Origin of the sequence: Dokdonella sp., assembly GCF_044227025.1 — a bacterium.
Classification (GTDB): domain Bacteria; phylum Pseudomonadota; class Gammaproteobacteria; order Xanthomonadales; family Rhodanobacteraceae; genus Dokdonella_A.
The window spans coordinates 17,766-32,083 of the sequence record NZ_JBGAFX010000004.1; the positions used below are offsets into that span (position 1 = coordinate 17,766).

15 protein-coding genes are annotated in these 14,318 nt (G+C 67.3%); 14 read left to right on the forward strand and 1 reads right to left on the reverse strand.

Features of this window, described 5'->3' with window-relative positions:
• Nucleotides 1–193: 193 nt before the first annotated feature.
• From ACILRJ_RS10460 to ACILRJ_RS10525, 14 genes are all read left to right on the forward strand, one after another.
• Nucleotides 194–595 (forward strand): hypothetical protein, encoded by a 402-nt coding sequence (locus ACILRJ_RS10460; RefSeq protein ID WP_395683128.1) that lies wholly within the window; start codon nucleotides 194–196, stop codon nucleotides 593–595.
• The gene (locus ACILRJ_RS10465) at nucleotides 592–1,515 is read left to right on the forward strand and encodes a histone deacetylase family protein (protein WP_395683129.1); all 924 of its coding nucleotides are present in this window, start codon (nucleotides 592–594) and stop codon (nucleotides 1,513–1,515) included. Before ACILRJ_RS10460 ends, ACILRJ_RS10465 begins: the two co-directional genes overlap by 4 nt.
• A gap of 53 nt (nucleotides 1,516–1,568) precedes the next feature.
• Complete coding sequence (locus tag ACILRJ_RS10470; RefSeq protein ID WP_395683130.1) at nucleotides 1,569–2,312, forward strand: CsgG/HfaB family protein; 744 nt, start codon at nucleotides 1,569–1,571, stop codon at nucleotides 2,310–2,312.
• 16 nt (nucleotides 2,313–2,328) lie between these two features.
• The gene (locus ACILRJ_RS10475; protein WP_395683131.1) at nucleotides 2,329–3,372 is read left to right on the forward strand and encodes a hypothetical protein; all 1,044 of its coding nucleotides are present in this window, start codon (nucleotides 2,329–2,331) and stop codon (nucleotides 3,370–3,372) included.
• 253 nt (nucleotides 3,373–3,625) lie between these two features.
• Entirely contained in the window at nucleotides 3,626–5,974 is a 2,349-nt protein-coding gene (locus ACILRJ_RS10480) for an LPS-assembly protein LptD (protein ID WP_395683132.1), read from the forward strand.
• A gap of 118 nt (nucleotides 5,975–6,092) precedes the next feature.
• The gene (locus ACILRJ_RS10485; protein ID WP_395683133.1) at nucleotides 6,093–7,421 is read left to right on the forward strand and encodes a peptidylprolyl isomerase; all 1,329 of its coding nucleotides are present in this window, start codon (nucleotides 6,093–6,095) and stop codon (nucleotides 7,419–7,421) included.
• Nucleotides 7,422–7,467: 46 nt separating this feature from the next.
• Nucleotides 7,468–8,484 carry a 4-hydroxythreonine-4-phosphate dehydrogenase PdxA gene (pdxA, locus tag ACILRJ_RS10490; protein ID WP_395683134.1) on the forward strand — a complete coding sequence of 339 codons (1,017 nt, stop codon included), beginning with the start codon at nucleotides 7,468–7,470 and terminating at the stop codon, nucleotides 8,482–8,484.
• On the forward strand, nucleotides 8,481–9,593 hold the full coding sequence (locus tag ACILRJ_RS10495; RefSeq protein WP_395683135.1) for a methyltransferase domain-containing protein: 1,113 nt from the start codon (nucleotides 8,481–8,483) through the stop codon (nucleotides 9,591–9,593). The genes pdxA and ACILRJ_RS10495 overlap by 4 nt, the downstream gene beginning before the upstream one ends.
• 69 nt (nucleotides 9,594–9,662) lie before the next feature.
• Nucleotides 9,663–10,463, forward strand: coding sequence for a 16S rRNA (adenine(1518)-N(6)/adenine(1519)-N(6))-dimethyltransferase RsmA (rsmA, locus tag ACILRJ_RS10500; protein WP_395683136.1), 801 nt, complete (start codon nucleotides 9,663–9,665; stop codon nucleotides 10,461–10,463).
• Complete coding sequence (gene apaG / locus ACILRJ_RS10505; protein WP_395683137.1) at nucleotides 10,460–10,843, forward strand: Co2+/Mg2+ efflux protein ApaG; 384 nt, start codon at nucleotides 10,460–10,462, stop codon at nucleotides 10,841–10,843. The genes rsmA and apaG overlap by 4 nt, the downstream gene beginning before the upstream one ends.
• The gene (locus tag ACILRJ_RS10510) at nucleotides 10,843–11,691 is read left to right on the forward strand and encodes a symmetrical bis(5'-nucleosyl)-tetraphosphatase (RefSeq protein WP_395683138.1); all 849 of its coding nucleotides are present in this window, start codon (nucleotides 10,843–10,845) and stop codon (nucleotides 11,689–11,691) included. Before apaG ends, ACILRJ_RS10510 begins: the two co-directional genes overlap by 1 nt.
• A gap of 10 nt (nucleotides 11,692–11,701) precedes the next feature.
• Nucleotides 11,702–11,995 (forward strand): ArsR/SmtB family transcription factor, encoded by a 294-nt coding sequence (locus ACILRJ_RS10515; RefSeq protein ID WP_395683139.1) that lies wholly within the window; start codon nucleotides 11,702–11,704, stop codon nucleotides 11,993–11,995.
• An 88-nt stretch (nucleotides 11,996–12,083) separates the two neighbouring features.
• Entirely contained in the window at nucleotides 12,084–12,833 is a 750-nt protein-coding gene (locus tag ACILRJ_RS10520; protein ID WP_395683140.1) for an SDR family NAD(P)-dependent oxidoreductase, read from the forward strand.
• Between the two features lie 91 nt (nucleotides 12,834–12,924).
• Nucleotides 12,925–13,812: an alpha/beta hydrolase gene (locus tag ACILRJ_RS10525; RefSeq protein ID WP_395683141.1), complete on the forward strand. Its 888-nt coding sequence runs from the start codon at nucleotides 12,925–12,927 to the stop codon at nucleotides 13,810–13,812.
• A 3-nt stretch (nucleotides 13,813–13,815) separates the two neighbouring features.
• On the opposite strand, the gene ACILRJ_RS10530 is transcribed toward ACILRJ_RS10525, so the two are convergent.
• Nucleotides 13,816–14,313 (reverse strand): dihydrofolate reductase, encoded by a 498-nt coding sequence (locus ACILRJ_RS10530; RefSeq protein ID WP_395683142.1) that lies wholly within the window; start codon nucleotides 14,311–14,313, stop codon nucleotides 13,816–13,818.
• Nucleotides 14,314–14,318: the final 5 nt, after the last annotated feature.

Below are 14,318 nucleotides of genomic sequence, written 5' to 3' on the forward strand. Positions count from 1 at the left end.
TGCGCGGCAGAAACGTTCGAGGCGAGAAGTCCGCTGCGCGAGGACAGTTTTTCGACGATTCGTCGGCCCGTAGTGGTTCTACGGGCCACGAGGTGGCGAAAAAATGGACCGCGTAGCGGGCTTCGCAGCCCGGACGGCTTCTGCCGCGCAGGCTCCTCTCCAGGCCCTCGCGTTCGTCGAACGACACGGGATCGTGCTCGAATCCAGTCGCCGCGGAACCATCCCTTCGCTGGCCGATGCGATCGCCGGCGAGGAACTGGTCGGCAACTGGTGGTCGCACGCGAGCGGAAAACGCATCTTCGCGGCGACGCGCGCCGTGCGCGATGCCGACGACGTGCTCGTGTGCCGACTCGTCGATGGCAAGATCACCTTCGTGCATGCGCGGCTGTGGCCTGCGCTGGCACGGCTGGCCGACCAATTCCCGCCAGCGCATCTCGCGCGCCTGCACGAGGTGCATGGCGGCAACGGCGCGCATCGAGTCGCGCAGGTCGACTACCCGGACTGGCTCGATGACGCCACCCGCGCCGCCGCGCAGAAGATCGGCGAGGCCGGTGCGCGCGACGCGCTTGCCGCCGTGCTGGCATTGCCCGCATGAGCGTCGCGCTCTACACCCACGCGAGCTGCCTCGCGCACGATCCGGGGCCCGGCCATCCGGAATCACCGGCGCGCCTCGCCGCGGTGCTCGATGCACTGGACGCACCGCGATTTGCCGCACTCGATCGCCGCCAGGCACCGCGTGCGACGCGCGCCCAGCTCGAGCGCGTGCATCGTGCGGACCTGGTCGACGACATTCTTTCGAACGTGCCGGCGACGGGCTGGTGCCGACTCGATGCGGACACCGTCATGTCACCCGCCTCGGCGGAGGCGGCGCTGCGCGCGGCCGGCGCCGCCTGCGCCGCGGTCGATGCCGTGCTGACCACGCCGCTGCAGCGCGCGTTCTGCGCGGTGCGCCCGCCCGGACATCACGCGACGCCGTCGAGCTCGATGGGCTTTTGCCTGTTCAACAACGTAGCCGTGGCGGCCGCGCAGGCGCTCGCGGTACATCGCCTCGAACGCGTCGCGATCGTCGACTTCGACGTGCACCACGGCAACGGCACGCAGGACATCTTCTGGAGCGACGCGCGCGTGCTGTATGCATCGTCGCACCAGTGGCCGCTGTATCCGGGTACCGGCGCGCGCGGCGATACCGGTGCCGGCAACATCGTCAACGCGCCGCTGCCGGCAGGTGCGGGCAGCATCGATTTCCGCGATGCGTTCAACCGCATCGTGCTGCCCGCGCTCGACGAATTCGCCCCGCAACTGATCTTCATCTCGGCCGGCTTCGACGCGCATCGACTCGATCCGCTGGCCGGACTGGAACTGGAAGCGGACGACTACGCCTGGGTCACCCGGCGCCTGCTCGACCTCGCCCGGCGCCACGCACAAGGGCGCGTCGTATCGAGCCTTGAGGGCGGCTACGACCTCGGCGCGCTGGCCGAATCGAGTGCAGCGCACGTCGGCGCCATGCTTGGCTGAAGGCGACTGGCGAGGCGCGTACACTGTCGGGCAGGCGATCCGGGAGGACACGCATGCGAGCGATGAATGCGGCGGCGATCACCCTGTTCTCGGCGCTCGTCGCGTCGTTTGCGCCCGCGCGCATCGTACACGCACAGGAATCCCATCCGGCCAAACCGGTGCTGGCGGTGCTGAAGTTCCAGGACGAAACCGGCGCGATGCCGTTCCAGGGCGGGATCGGGCGCGTCGTCACCAATATCCTCGCGAGCGAACTGGCCGCGCGCGACGTGTTCACGGTGGTCGAGCGACGCAAGCTCAATGCGATCCTCGAGGAACAGAACCTCGCCGCTTCGGGGCGACTCGCACCCGGCGAGGGCGCGAAGATCGGCCAGCTCACTGGCGCGCAATACCTCGTGATGGGCACCATCACCGCGTTCGAACCGGATACCGAGACGCGCGTCAGCGGCGGCCTGTTCCGGCGCACGCGCATCGAGCAGACCGATCACGGGGCGTATCTGGCGCTCGACCTGCGCGTGGTCGACACGAGCAGTGGCGAGGTCGCCTACGCGCGCACGATCGAAGGGCATACCGGCGATCGCGCCGTGACGATCGATCTCGCGCAAGCCGATGCGGGCATGCGCATGATCGACAACGAGGCCGACGCGAAAGCCGTGCGTGGCGCGGTGCTCGAGATCATCGACTATCTCGAGTGCGTGATGGTGCGGCGCGACGCCTGCGCATCGACCTACCAGATGCGCGAAGACCAGCGGCGCGAAGGCACGCGCAAGACCTTCCGGCCGGATGGCTCGCGACGATGAGTGCAAGGAGGTTCCGATGAGATGTGCCCTGCCCGCCGTGCTCCTTTGGTGCGTGCTGCCGTGTTGCGCCGGCGCCGACACCACGCTCGGCTATCGCGGCGACGCCGGCTGCGCGGGCGACTTCGACCAGGTGCGCATGAAGGACTCCTGGCTGCGCATGGATACGCACCAGGGCAGCGACAGCAGCATGATCTACGACGGCGCCGAGAAGCTCGTGACCTTCGTCGACCACGGGCAGCGTCGCTTCATGCAGGCCGAACTCGACGAGGACGCGATCGACCTGCAGAAGGACATCATGGCCAGCCTGAACACGAAGATGCGCAGGGAGACCGGTGTCGACATGTTCGCGATGGCGAAATCGCTGTGCCCGGGAATGGACGGCGCTGCGGCGCGCGATCGGCTGCCGGACGATGCCCCTGCCTGCGGCAACGCCTCGACGCCGGGTGCCGCGATGATCGGCGCCGACGGCAGGCCGATGGATCGCCAGCAGCTCGAAGCGGCCATGAAGGACGGCCGCATGCCCGCGATCGATCCGGCCGGCATGCAGCAGATGCTGCAGAAGCAGATGGCCGCGATGCCGCCTGAGCAGCAGGCGCAGATGCAGCAACTGCTCGCGGGTGCCGCCGGCGGCTCGATGCTGCCGACTGGAAAAGACAGTGCGCCGCCGCGGCCGTTGCCGAGGATCGATCGCGACGCGGGCGAGACGCGCGTCGGCGATATCACCTGCCTGCGCCGCCAGCATCTGCGCGGCGAGCAGATGCTGCGCGAGGACTGCCAGGCACCGGTCGCCGCGCTGCCGTTCAATCCGGTGGAGGCTCGTCGGATCGCGCGCTTCAGCAAGGCGATGCATGAATGGAGTCGCAGCTTCGACGCCGGCGAGACGCAGGAGGCCGTCGACGATCGCGTGCTGATCCAGCGCATCTGCTACCGCGACGGCCATGAAAGCGGGCGCACGACGTTGCGCATCGACCACGCGCCGATCGCAGAGTCGGCGTTCGCGTTGCCTCAAGGCTATGCACCGTTCGACCTCGGCCTGCGGCAGGGGCCGGGTTCACGCTGACCACGAGCGAGCGAGCTTCCCCAACCGTTCGCGTTGAGCGCAGAAAGCGGCAGCGACCGCAGTCGAAACGCTCCGACGAATCCGAAGCCGCTTCGACCAGCCTGCGGCCCGCGCCCAGGGCGATCGGTTCGGGTGCCGGGGCTTGCCGGAATCCACGGATTTCAAAGCGATGCGCCAAGCGCGCGCCGGTGGGTTTGCTGCCGGGCGGCAGTTTCGGCAAAGTAGCGGTTCTGCATCGCCAAGACGAAGCCCCGTGCTGCCCAGCCTTCCCGCCTCCGCCAGCCGGCGCCACCTCGCGCTCGCCATCCTCCTCGCCTTGCCGTTCGCCACCGCGAAGGCCGACGAGGCGCCCGCCTGCCCGGCCGGCCAGCTCAAGTGCCCGAAGAAGCCGCTCGACTGGGGCATGTGCGGCAAGAACGACCTGCTCGACTTTTACGTCGCAGGTCTGCCCACCGAGGGAGATCGCAAGCTCGCGCCACGCGATGCGAGCGCGCTCAAGGTCAGCACGCTGGACAAGACTCACTACGTGCTCGAGGGCAAGGCGGAGATTCGCCAGCTCGACCTGTTCGTGCACGCCGAGAAGATCACCTACGACAGCGAGACGACCGACTTCACCGCGAACGGTCCGGTGACGTACCAGGATCGTGGCCTGCTGATGTCGGCGGAAAACGCCAAGGGGAATACCGATCTCGACCAGTGCACGCTCGACGGCGTGCGCTACCAGTTGATCGAGGCGCGCGGCAACGGCGTCGCGCAGGTCGCGGTGGTCGATGACGCGGACCACGCACGCCTGACCCGCGCGACCTATTCGACCTGCAACCTCAACGACCAGCAGTGGGCGTTCGCCGCGCGCGAGATCGATCTCGATCGCGCCGAAGGCGTCGGGCGCGCGCGCGACGTGACATTCCGCGTGCACAACGTACCGGTGTTCTGGCTGCCGTACGCGCGCTTCCCGCTCGACGACCGGCGCAGCAGCGGCTTCCTGTTTCCGAACATCGGCTATGGCGAGCGGCGCGGCTTCGACCTGACCCTGCCGTATTACCTCAACCTCGCGCCGAACTACGATGCGACGATCGCGCCGCGCCTGATGACCGAGCGCGGCGTGATGCTCGGCGGCGAATTCCGCTATCTCACCGACGGCAGCAGCGGCACGTTTGCCGCCGACATCCTGCCAAACGACCGGCGCGCCGACGATGAATCGGTTGAATACGGCCAGTCGATCCCGGACACGCGCTGGTGGTACCAGTGGAAGAACACCAGCACGTTCAGTGCGAACTGGGGCGCCGGCGTCAACCTCAACCGCGTCTCCGACAACCGCTACTTCGAGGACTTTGGTCGCGGCCTGTACAGCTCGGCGGTCAGCTTCCTGCCATCGAGCGCATACCTCAATGGCCACGGCTCGTGGTGGAGCGCGTCGATCGGCGGGGATTCCTACCAGATCACCGACCCGACGCTCGACTCGCAGTACGAACCGTATCGGCGCCTGCCGCGCATGACGTTCAACGGCCAGCATGCATTGGTCGGGCTGCTCGAAGGCGGCATTGACGCCGAAGCGGTCGCGTTCTCCAAGGATCATGCGCTGGAAGGCCGTCGCGTGGACCTTTATCCGCACCTCGACCTGCCGCTCGAAGGCGCCGCGTGGTTCGTGCGCCCCGAGCTCGGCTACCGCTACACCAGCTACAACCTCGGCAACCTTTCCGACAGCGGCAATCCACTGATCGACAGCAAGAATCCCAGCCGCGGCGTGCCGATCGTCAGCGTCGACAGCGGCCTCGTGTTCGAGCGCTCGCTGCAGTTCGGCGACGAGGCCTGGACGCAGACGTTCGAGCCGCGCGCGTACTACCTGCGCGTGCCGTACCGCAACCAGGACGACCTGCCGCTGTTCGACACGCAGGAGATCCCGTTCAGCTTCGGCGAGCTGTTCCGCAGCAACCGTTTCGTCGGTGCCGACCGCCAGATGGATGCGAACAACCTCTCGCTCGCGCTGACCACGCGCTTCCTCGAGGACGCGACCGGGACGGAGCGTGTGTCCGCGAGCATCGGCCAGATCCGCTATTTCGATGATCAGCGCGTACAGATCCCGGGGCGCAACCCGACGGATTACGGCGGCTCCGCCTACGCCGGCGAGATCGACCTGCACCTCAGCGACCGCTGGCGCATCGTGCTCGACCAGCAGTGGAACCCGAATACGCACCAGACGGACCTGTCGACGTTCTCGCTGCAGAACCGCTTCGGCGACGGCGGCGTAGTGAATTTCTCGTACCGCTACCGGCGCGACTTCCTCGAACAGGTCGATCTCTCCACCGCGATCCCGCTGACCGCCGGCTGGCGCCTCATCGCACGCGAGAACTACGCGCTGAACAATCCGCTCGCGAGCGCGACCGATCCGCACGGTCGCGGCGGGCGCACGCTCGAACGCTTCTTCGGCATCGAGCACGACACCTGCTGCGTCGCTTGGCGCGTGATCGCGCGGCACTGGATCCGCAACGTCAACGGCGATGCCGACAATGCGCTGTATTTCGAGCTCGAATTCAAGGGCATCGGCTCGCTCGGCCAGCAGACGGACTCGTTCCTGCGCCGTGGTATCCTAGGTTATCAATGACTTGCCGGCGGACCGCCGGCCTCGCAGGACGCCACCGCAGCCACTGCGGGGCTTGCGAACCGGATCTGCCTTCCCTGTTCCCGGCGCCACGCGCGCCGGACCATCCCGGAAACTCCCGATGAACCGAACCCTGCTTGGCCTTGCCTTCGCGCTGCTGGTCCCCGCCGTGTCCCCACCCGTCGCCGCGCAGGCCGCCACCGGCCAGCCCCTCGACCGCATCGTCGCGGTGGTCGACGAAGACGTCGTGCTGCAGAGCGAGCTCGACCGCCAGGTACAGGCGGTCACCACGCAGTACGCATCCAATCCACAGCAGCTGCCACCGCACGATGTGCTCGAACGCCAGCTGCTCGATCGCCTGATCCTGCAGAAACTGCAGGTCGCGCGTGCCGACTCGACCGGCGTCAAGGTCTCCGATGCGCAGATCGACCAGGCGCTGACCCAGATTGCCTCGCAGAACAAGATGGACGTCACCCAATTGCGCGGCGCGATCGAAAGCCAGGGCATGAACTACACCGGTTTTCGCGACAACGTGCGCGAGCAGCTGATCGTCCAGGCATTGCGCCAGCGCGTGGCGCAAAGCCGCGTGCAGGTCAGCGACGCCGAAATCGACAGCCTGCTCAAGAACGGCAACCTGCATCCGGGCCAGTTGCACCTCGGCTACATCATGATCAACGTACCCGACGGCGCCACGCCCGAGCAGATCGACGAGGCCCGCGTCAAGGCGGACGACGTCAAGCGCCAGATCGACGGCGGCATGGATTTCGCTGCTGCAGCGATCCGCTACTCCAACGCCGAAAACGCGCTGCAGGGCGGCGACCTCGGCTGGCGCAGTGCGAACGAGCTGCCGCCGGCGATGCTCGACGCCGCCGAAAAGCTGCAGGAAGGCCAGACTTCGGCGCCGCTGCGCGGCCCCAACGGTTTTCACATCATCAAGCTGGTCGGCAAGCGTGGCGGCGACAGCCACGTCGTCACCGAATACGAGGCCAGCCACATCCTGGTGAAGTCCAGCGAGCTGGTGTCGAACGAGCAGGCAAAGAAGAAGATCGAGGACATCCGCCGGCGCATCGCCGGTGGCGCCGATTTCGCCGTGGTGGCGAAGGAATCCTCCGACGACGACGCCACCGCCGCGCTCGGCGGCGACCTCGGCTGGTTTTCCGGCGAAGCCTACGGCGCCAAGGTGGACGAAGTGGTCAAGTCGCTCAAGCCGGGCGAAGTGTCGCAGCCGTTCCAGACCCCCGCCGGCTGGCACATCATGAAACTCGCCGACAAGCGCGAGACCGACAAGGCCGGCGAGATGCAGCGCGACGAAGCAAAGAACATGCTGTTCCAGCGCAAGGCCGAGGACGAGTACGGCAGCTTCCTGCGCCAGATCCGCAGCGAGGCGTTCATCGACATCCGCCTGCCCGGCGGCGACGCCGGCAAGTCCGGGTCGGGCGCCACGCCATAACAAGATCCCGTCGCCCATGCCCACGCCGGGGATGGCGGCGCGCGAAATGAACTCCCGCACGCTGCCGCGCATCGCGCTGACCGCCGGCGAACCCGCCGGCATCGGCGCCGAGCTGATCGCCAGGCTCGCCGCGAGCGATATTGCCGCCGACCTCGTTGCGATCGGCGATCCAGACCTGCTTGCGGCCGGCGCGCGTGCGACCGGCGTCGCACTCGACCTGCGCGCCTACGATCCTGCCGAAACCGTCGCAGCACGCGCGCCGGGAACATTGCGCATGTGCGCCTTCACGCTGTCGGAGCCAAGCGTGCCGGGCCGGCTCGACCCACGCAACGCGGGCTACGTGCTGGCGACGCTCGCGCGTGCGGCCGACGGCGCGAGCAGCGGCGAGTTCGATGCGATCGTGACCGCGCCGGTGCACAAGGGCGTGATCAACGATGCCGGCGTCCCGTTCACCGGCCACACCGAATTCTTCGCCGCGCGCGCCGGATGCGAGGTCGTGATGATGCTCACCGCACAAGGCGGCGCGCGCGCCGGTGGCGACCTGCGCGTAGCGCTCGCGACCACCCATCTACCGCTGGCCGCGGTACCTACGGCGATCACGCGCACGGGCCTCGTGCGCACGCTGCGCATCCTGTGCGACGACCTGATCACGCGCTTCCGCATCGCCGCACCGCGCATCGCCGTGCTCGGCCTCAACCCGCACGCGGGCGAGGGAGGTCACCTCGGGCGCGAGGAAATCGACACCATCGCACCGGCGATCATGCAACTGCGCGCGGCCGGCTTCGACGTGCAGGGCCCGATCCCGGCCGACACCGCATTCGTGCCGACGCAACTCGAACGCTACGACGCCGTGCTCGCGATGTACCATGATCAGGGCCTGCCCGTGCTCAAGCACGCCGGCTTCGGCGACGCGGTCAACGTCACGCTCGGCCTGCCCTACCTGCGCACCTCGGTCGACCACGGCACTGCCCTCGACCTCGCCGGCACGGGCCGCGCCGATCCGGGCAGCCTGTTCGCCGCCACGCGCCTCGCATTGCGGCTCGCCAACGGGAAGGAACCATGATCAAGTCATTCACGCGCATCCTGCGAGGCATGTCGGCAAGCACGCCCACGGCCGAGGAACTCGTCACGGAGCTCTACCGGGGGCTTCTCGAGCGCGAGCCCGATGCAGGCGGCCTGCGCGGCAACGTGGCCGCGATGCGTGCTGGCGCGCCGCTGGCGGAGATCGCGAAGGGAGTCGCCAGTTCCGACGAATTCGTCAAGAAGAGCGGATTGCTGCGCGTTCCGCCATCGCAGTTGCCTGACCTCAGTGCCGAGTTTCCCGCACGCTACCAGCGCCTCGAAGACGGCACGTGCGTGCTCGCCCTGGAAGACGACGACGGCTTCGACTGGATCGAAGGCCAGATCGGCGAGCACCGGTACTACGACAGTTTCGGCGTATGGTCGCCGACGATCGATCTTGACAAGCAGGTCATCGCGTCGACTGTCGCCGGCCTCGGTGCGCGGAATTGCCTCGAAATCGGCTGCTTCACCGGCACGGTGCTGTCCCTGCTGCACGAGCGCGGCATCGACGTTACCGGAATCGACCTCAGCCACCTGGCATTCGTGCTCGCGTATCCGTCGATCCGCAGCCGGATTCGCTTCGGCGACCTGTTGTCACTGGACCTCAAAGGCCCGTTCGACGTCGTCCTCGCAATGGATATTCTCGAGCATCTCAATCCCACCCGGCTCGATCGCTATCTGGAAAGAATCGTCAGCCTGCTCGACCAGGAGGGATACCTGCTGCTCAACTCGCCGATGTTCGGCACCGACGACGTGTTCGGCGAAGTCGCTCCGCCGCATCTCCCGCAATGGAGGAGCGCTGGGCCATCGGTCTACTGGCGACACCTGCATTGCGACGCGCTCGGCTGGCCGCTGCACGGCCACCTGATCTGGGCCAGCCCCTCCTGGTGGGAAAACCGGCTCGAAGCCAACGGATTGGTCCGCGACCGCGAGGTCGAACGCCGCATGCACGCCGTCCTGGGCGGCTTCTTCGCCGGCTATGCACCCGCGCGCAAGAGCTTTTTCGTGTTGCGCCGCGCGGATGCGCGAACGCCGCCGGGAACACGCGCCGATGCGGTCGTGCGCGAACTCGCCAGCCTGCTTTCGCCGTATCCTGAATTCGCCGCCTAGCAGCCACAGCCGGGCACGCTCGACTTCGACGCGGGTTTGGTCGCCGGCGCGATCCGCTACGATGCGCGCATGAATGATCGCCACGTACACAAGAAACGCTTCGGCCAGCACTTCCTGCACGACGCGAACGTGCTCGCACGCATCGTGCAGGCGGTTGCGCCGAAACCGGGCGAGCGCGTCGTCGAGATCGGACCCGGCGACGGCGCGCTGACCCTGCCGCTGCTGCGTGCGCTCGGCCGGCTCACCGTGATCGAGCTCGACCGCGACCTGATTCCGCGCCTGCACGCGGCCGCGCAAGGCGTCGGCGAGCTGGAGATCGTAAACGCCGACGTGTTGTCGGTCGACCTGCGCCGGCTTGCCGACGGCGCGCCGCTGCGCGTGGTCGGCAACCTGCCATACAACATCTCCTCGCCGATCCTGTTCCACTGCATCGAACAGCTCGATGCGATCCACGACATGCACTTCATGCTGCAGAAGGAGGTCGTCGAGCGCATGGCGGCGGCGCCGGGCAGCAAGGTCTATGGACGCCTGTCGGTCATGCTGCAGCTCGCCTGCCGGGTGGAACCACTGATCGAAGTGCCGCCGGCGGCGTTCCGTCCGCCGCCGAAGGTGGACTCGGCGGTCGTGCGCCTGCTCCCGCGCGCACCGCACGAGCGCCATGACGCGAACCCGGCGATGGTCGAACGCGTCGTGAAGGCCGCTTTCGGCCAGCGCCGCAAGACGCTCTCCAACGCCCTGTACGGCCTGCTCACACCTGAACAGATCTCCCGCGCCGGCGTCGATCCGCGGGCCCGGGCCGAACAGCTTGCCCCGGCCGCATTCGTCGAGCTTGCCCGTATCGCCGGCCTCCCCGACAATCCGACCCCATGAGCGGCAGAAAGCCTTACGACATCACGATTTCGGTCAATACCCGCTTCCTCGACGACCAGTCGGCGCCCGGGGACAACCGCTACGCGTTCGCCTACACGATCACGATCGTCAACGAGGGCTCGGTCGGCGCGCGCCTGCTGTCACGCCACTGGGTCATCACCGACGGCAATGGCAAGGTGCACGAGGTACGCGGCGACGGCGTGGTCGGCGAACAACCGTGGGTGCGTCCAGGCGACGACTACGAATACACCTCTGGCGCCGTGCTCGAGACCGCACTCGGCACAATGCACGGCAGCTACCAGATGATCGCCGACGACGGCACCCACTTCGATGCGCTGATCCCCGCGTTCGTGCTGTCGATCCCGCGGACCCTGCACTGATGGCGGTCTGGGCCATCGGTGATCTGCAAGGTTGCCACGACGAACTGACTCGCCTCATCGACAAGCTGCGCCTGGATCCGGCGAACGACACGCTGTGGTTCTGCGGCGACCTCGTCAACCGCGGCGGCCAGTCGCTCGCGGTGCTGCGCACGGTGAAGGCGTTCGGCGAGCGCGCGATCGTCTCGCTCGGCAACCATGATCTCTCGCTGCTGGCGATCGCCGAGCGCAAGCGCGAAGACCAGGCGCGCGTGAACCCGGAACTGCGCGAGATCCTGTTCGCGCCGGACCGCGACGAACTGCTCGGCTGGCTGCGCCAGCAGAAATTGCTGCACGTCGACCGCACGCTTGGCTGCGCCATGGTGCATGCCGGGCTGTTTCCGCGCTGGACCATCGCACAGGCGGAAGAACTCGCGCGGGAGATCGAGGACAAGCTTCGCGGCGAAGGCTACCGTCGCCTCATGAAGCAGCTGTTCGGCAACAAGCCGGACCTGTGGACGCCGAAGCTGCGCGGCATCGACCGCTGGCGCGCCGGCATCAACGTGTTCACGCGCATGCGCTACTGCGATGTGCGCGGTCGCATCGGTTTCGCCGACAAGGGCGCACCGGGCACGCAGCGCCCCGGCCTGTATCCATGGTTCGAAGTACCGGGCCAGGTCAAGCGCGACCTCAGGATCGTCTGCGGCCACTGGTCCACGCTCGGCCGCTTCGCCGGCCTCGGCGTGCACGCGATCGACACTGGTTGCGTCTGGGGCGGCTGGCTGACCGCTCTGCGTCTCGACACCGAGGAACCCGAGTACGTCACGATCAAGTCCGATCGCAAGCCGGCACCGGGCAAGGAAATGGATTGAGTCCCGCGCGATGCCTGCCGCCAGACCCGTCCGCCTCGCCGAAAGACAGTTCGAACGCATCGCGCGCGCATTGGCGGAACCGCGTCGCTACCAGATCCTCAAGCAGCTCGGTGCGTCGGAGCAACCTATGCAATGCAGCTGCCTGTTGCAGAAGCATCCAGTGAGTGCGGCGACGTTCTCGCACCACCTCAAGGAACTCGAGACTGCCGGACTGATCCGCATCACGCGCGACGGCAAGTTCGCAAACCTTACCCTGCAGCGTGACGTCCTGCGCGCCTACCTGGACCAGCTGGAAAAAATCTGAATCCTCCCCTTGAAGCCGGCGAGGCCGTCCGCACGTCGTTTGACGATTAGACGTTCATCTAATCATCAAACAACAGGACATGACCCCAATGAGCAAGCTGAAAGGAAAGGTGGCCGTCGTCACGGGCGCCTCGAAGGGTATCGGTGCCGCGATCGCGAAGAGCCTGGCCGCCGAAGGCGCCGCGGTGGTGGTGAACTACGCATCCAGCAAGCCGGACGCCGAGCGCGTCGTCGCCGCGATCCAGGCGGCAGGCGGCAAGGCCATCGCGATCCAGGCCGACGTCGCGCGCAGCACCGACGTGCAACGATTGTTCGCCGAGACGAAGCAGGCTTATGGCCGGCTCGACATCCTCGTCAACAACGCCGGCGTCTACCGCTTCGCGCCGCTCGAGGACGCCAATGAAGAGGAATTCAACCGCCAGTTCGGCACCAATGTGCTGGGCACGATCCTCGCCGCGCGCGAGGCAGTCGCGCTGTTCGATGGACAGGGTGGCACCATCATCAACGTCGGCTCGGTCGCCAGCACCTCGGCGCCGGCGCACAGCGTGATCTACTCGGCGACCAAGGGCGCTGTCGACGTCGTCACGCGCGTGCTTGCCCACGAACTCGCTGGACGCAACATCCGCGTGAATTCAATCAATCCCGGCGGCGTCGAAACCGAGGGCACGCACGCAGCGGGCATCATCGGTAGCGACTTCGAGAAGCAGATCGTCGCGCAGACGCCGCTGGGGCGACTCGGCCAGCCCGCGGACATCGCGTCGATCGCGGTATTCCTCGCTTCGGCCGACTCCGGCTGGATGACCGGCGAATCGCTGCTGGTGTCCGGCGGCATGCGCTGAACGGTCGCGGGCTTCCGCGTGTCGGGAAGCCCGCTATCGAGACTCCGATCGCGGATACTCTCAGCCCGCCAAACTCGCAATCGGTCTTCGCATGCGCGCGATCAGGCACGTCGTGATCGGCATCGCCATCACCAGCCTCCTGCTGGCAAGCGCTGGCTGGTTCGTCGTCGTTCTGCTGTGTCGCCCGCAAACGCATGCGATCGCAGCCGCGCCGCCCGACCTCCGGTCTGAAGACGTCGTATTCACAACCGCTGATGGCGTTGCGGTCCGTGGCTGGCTCATGCGCGGCACCCCTGGCTGCGGTTCGGTCGCACTGCTGCATGGCGTACACGCGGATCGAACCGCCATGGTCGACCGCGCACGCTGGTTGTCGCAAGCGGGCTACACGGTGCTGCTGTTCGACTTCCGGGCGCATGGCGAAAGCGATGGTGATGCGATCACGTTCGGCCTGCGCGAAAGCATGGACGCCCGCGCTGCGATCGCGCTGCTGCGGTCGCGCGCTCCGGGCGAGCGCATCGGCGCGATCGGAACGTCGATGGGTGGCGCTGCGGCGATCCTGGCGCGCCCGCGGCTCCTCATCGACGCGCTCCAGCTCGAACAGGTGTATCCGACGATCGATGCCGCGCTCGAGGCGCGCCTTCGCGCCTACCTCGGCTGGCCAGGTAGCTGGCTCGCGCCGCTGCTCCGTGTCGAAGCGGAATGGCGACTCGGCATCGACGCCGACCAACTCCGCCCTATAGACCACATCTCCGATGTCGGCACCCCCGTCTCGATCTTCGCAGGCGAGGTCGATACGCGCACTCCACTCAAGCAATCGCAGGCGCTGTTCGCAGCGGCGCATGAACCAAAACAGTTTTGGAGTGTGCCTGGCGCGGGCCATGTCGACCTTGCCGCGTTCGCCGGCAACGACTATCGAATGCGTACGCTCGCGTTCCTGAGCGCGCATCTTCGCGACAGCCCGTCCTGCCGTTCGCGTTGACGATCAGCGAAGCGCGGCGCGCTCGTAGTCGACGAAATCCATCGCGAACGCATGCTTCGCATCCGCCGCACGGTGCTCGCGCGACGTTTCCGTCCAGTCGCGCGGATCGAGTTGCGGAAAATGCGCGTCGGCGTTCGGAGTGGCAGCATCGATCCAGGTCAGATGCAGATGTGTCGCGCGCGGCAACGCCAGCGCATAGACTTCGCCGCCGCCGATTACGGCGAGCTCGTCGGCACCCAGCGCAGCATCGATCGCTGCATCGAGCGAATGAACGACACGCTGGCCGACGAACGGCGCGGTGCCCGCGCGCGTGAGCACGAGGTTGGTGCGGCCCGGCAATTCGCGGCCGATCGCCTGCGCGGTCTTGCGGCCCATCAACACCGGCTTGCCCAGTGTGAGCGCCTTGAACCGTTTCAGATCGTCCGGCAGATGCCATGGCATCGCGCCATCGCGACCAATGGCGTGATTGTGATCGAGCGCGGCAACCAGGGAAATCCTCATCCGCC

Excerpts from the sequence above, each read along its gene's own strand:
- ACILRJ_RS10485 (WP_395683133.1), top strand. The coding sequence starts at position 6,093 with ATGAACCGAACCCTGCTTGGCCTTGCCTTCGCGCTGCTGGTCCCCGCC.
- ACILRJ_RS10475 (WP_395683131.1), top strand. The coding sequence starts at position 2,329 with ATGAGATGTGCCCTGCCCGCCGTGCTCCTTTGGTGCGTGCTGCCGTGT.
- ACILRJ_RS10510 (WP_395683138.1), top strand. The coding sequence starts at position 10,843 with ATGGCGGTCTGGGCCATCGGTGATCTGCAAGGTTGCCACGACGAACTG.
- rsmA (WP_395683136.1), top strand. The coding sequence starts at position 9,663 with ATGAATGATCGCCACGTACACAAGAAACGCTTCGGCCAGCACTTCCTG.
- ACILRJ_RS10495 (WP_395683135.1), top strand. The coding sequence starts at position 8,481 with ATGATCAAGTCATTCACGCGCATCCTGCGAGGCATGTCGGCAAGCACG.
- ACILRJ_RS10470 (WP_395683130.1), top strand. The coding sequence starts at position 1,569 with ATGCGAGCGATGAATGCGGCGGCGATCACCCTGTTCTCGGCGCTCGTC.
- ACILRJ_RS10465 (WP_395683129.1), top strand. The coding sequence starts at position 592 with ATGAGCGTCGCGCTCTACACCCACGCGAGCTGCCTCGCGCACGATCCG.
- ACILRJ_RS10515 (WP_395683139.1), top strand. The coding sequence starts at position 11,702 with ATGCCTGCCGCCAGACCCGTCCGCCTCGCCGAAAGACAGTTCGAACGC.
- apaG (WP_395683137.1), top strand. The coding sequence starts at position 10,460 with ATGAGCGGCAGAAAGCCTTACGACATCACGATTTCGGTCAATACCCGC.
- pdxA (WP_395683134.1), top strand. The coding sequence starts at position 7,468 with ATGAACTCCCGCACGCTGCCGCGCATCGCGCTGACCGCCGGCGAACCC.
- ACILRJ_RS10530 (WP_395683142.1), bottom strand. The coding sequence starts at position 14,313 with ATGAGGATTTCCCTGGTTGCCGCGCTCGATCACAATCACGCCATTGGT.
- ACILRJ_RS10525 (WP_395683141.1), top strand. The coding sequence starts at position 12,925 with ATGCGCGCGATCAGGCACGTCGTGATCGGCATCGCCATCACCAGCCTC.
- ACILRJ_RS10520 (WP_395683140.1), top strand. The coding sequence starts at position 12,084 with ATGAGCAAGCTGAAAGGAAAGGTGGCCGTCGTCACGGGCGCCTCGAAG.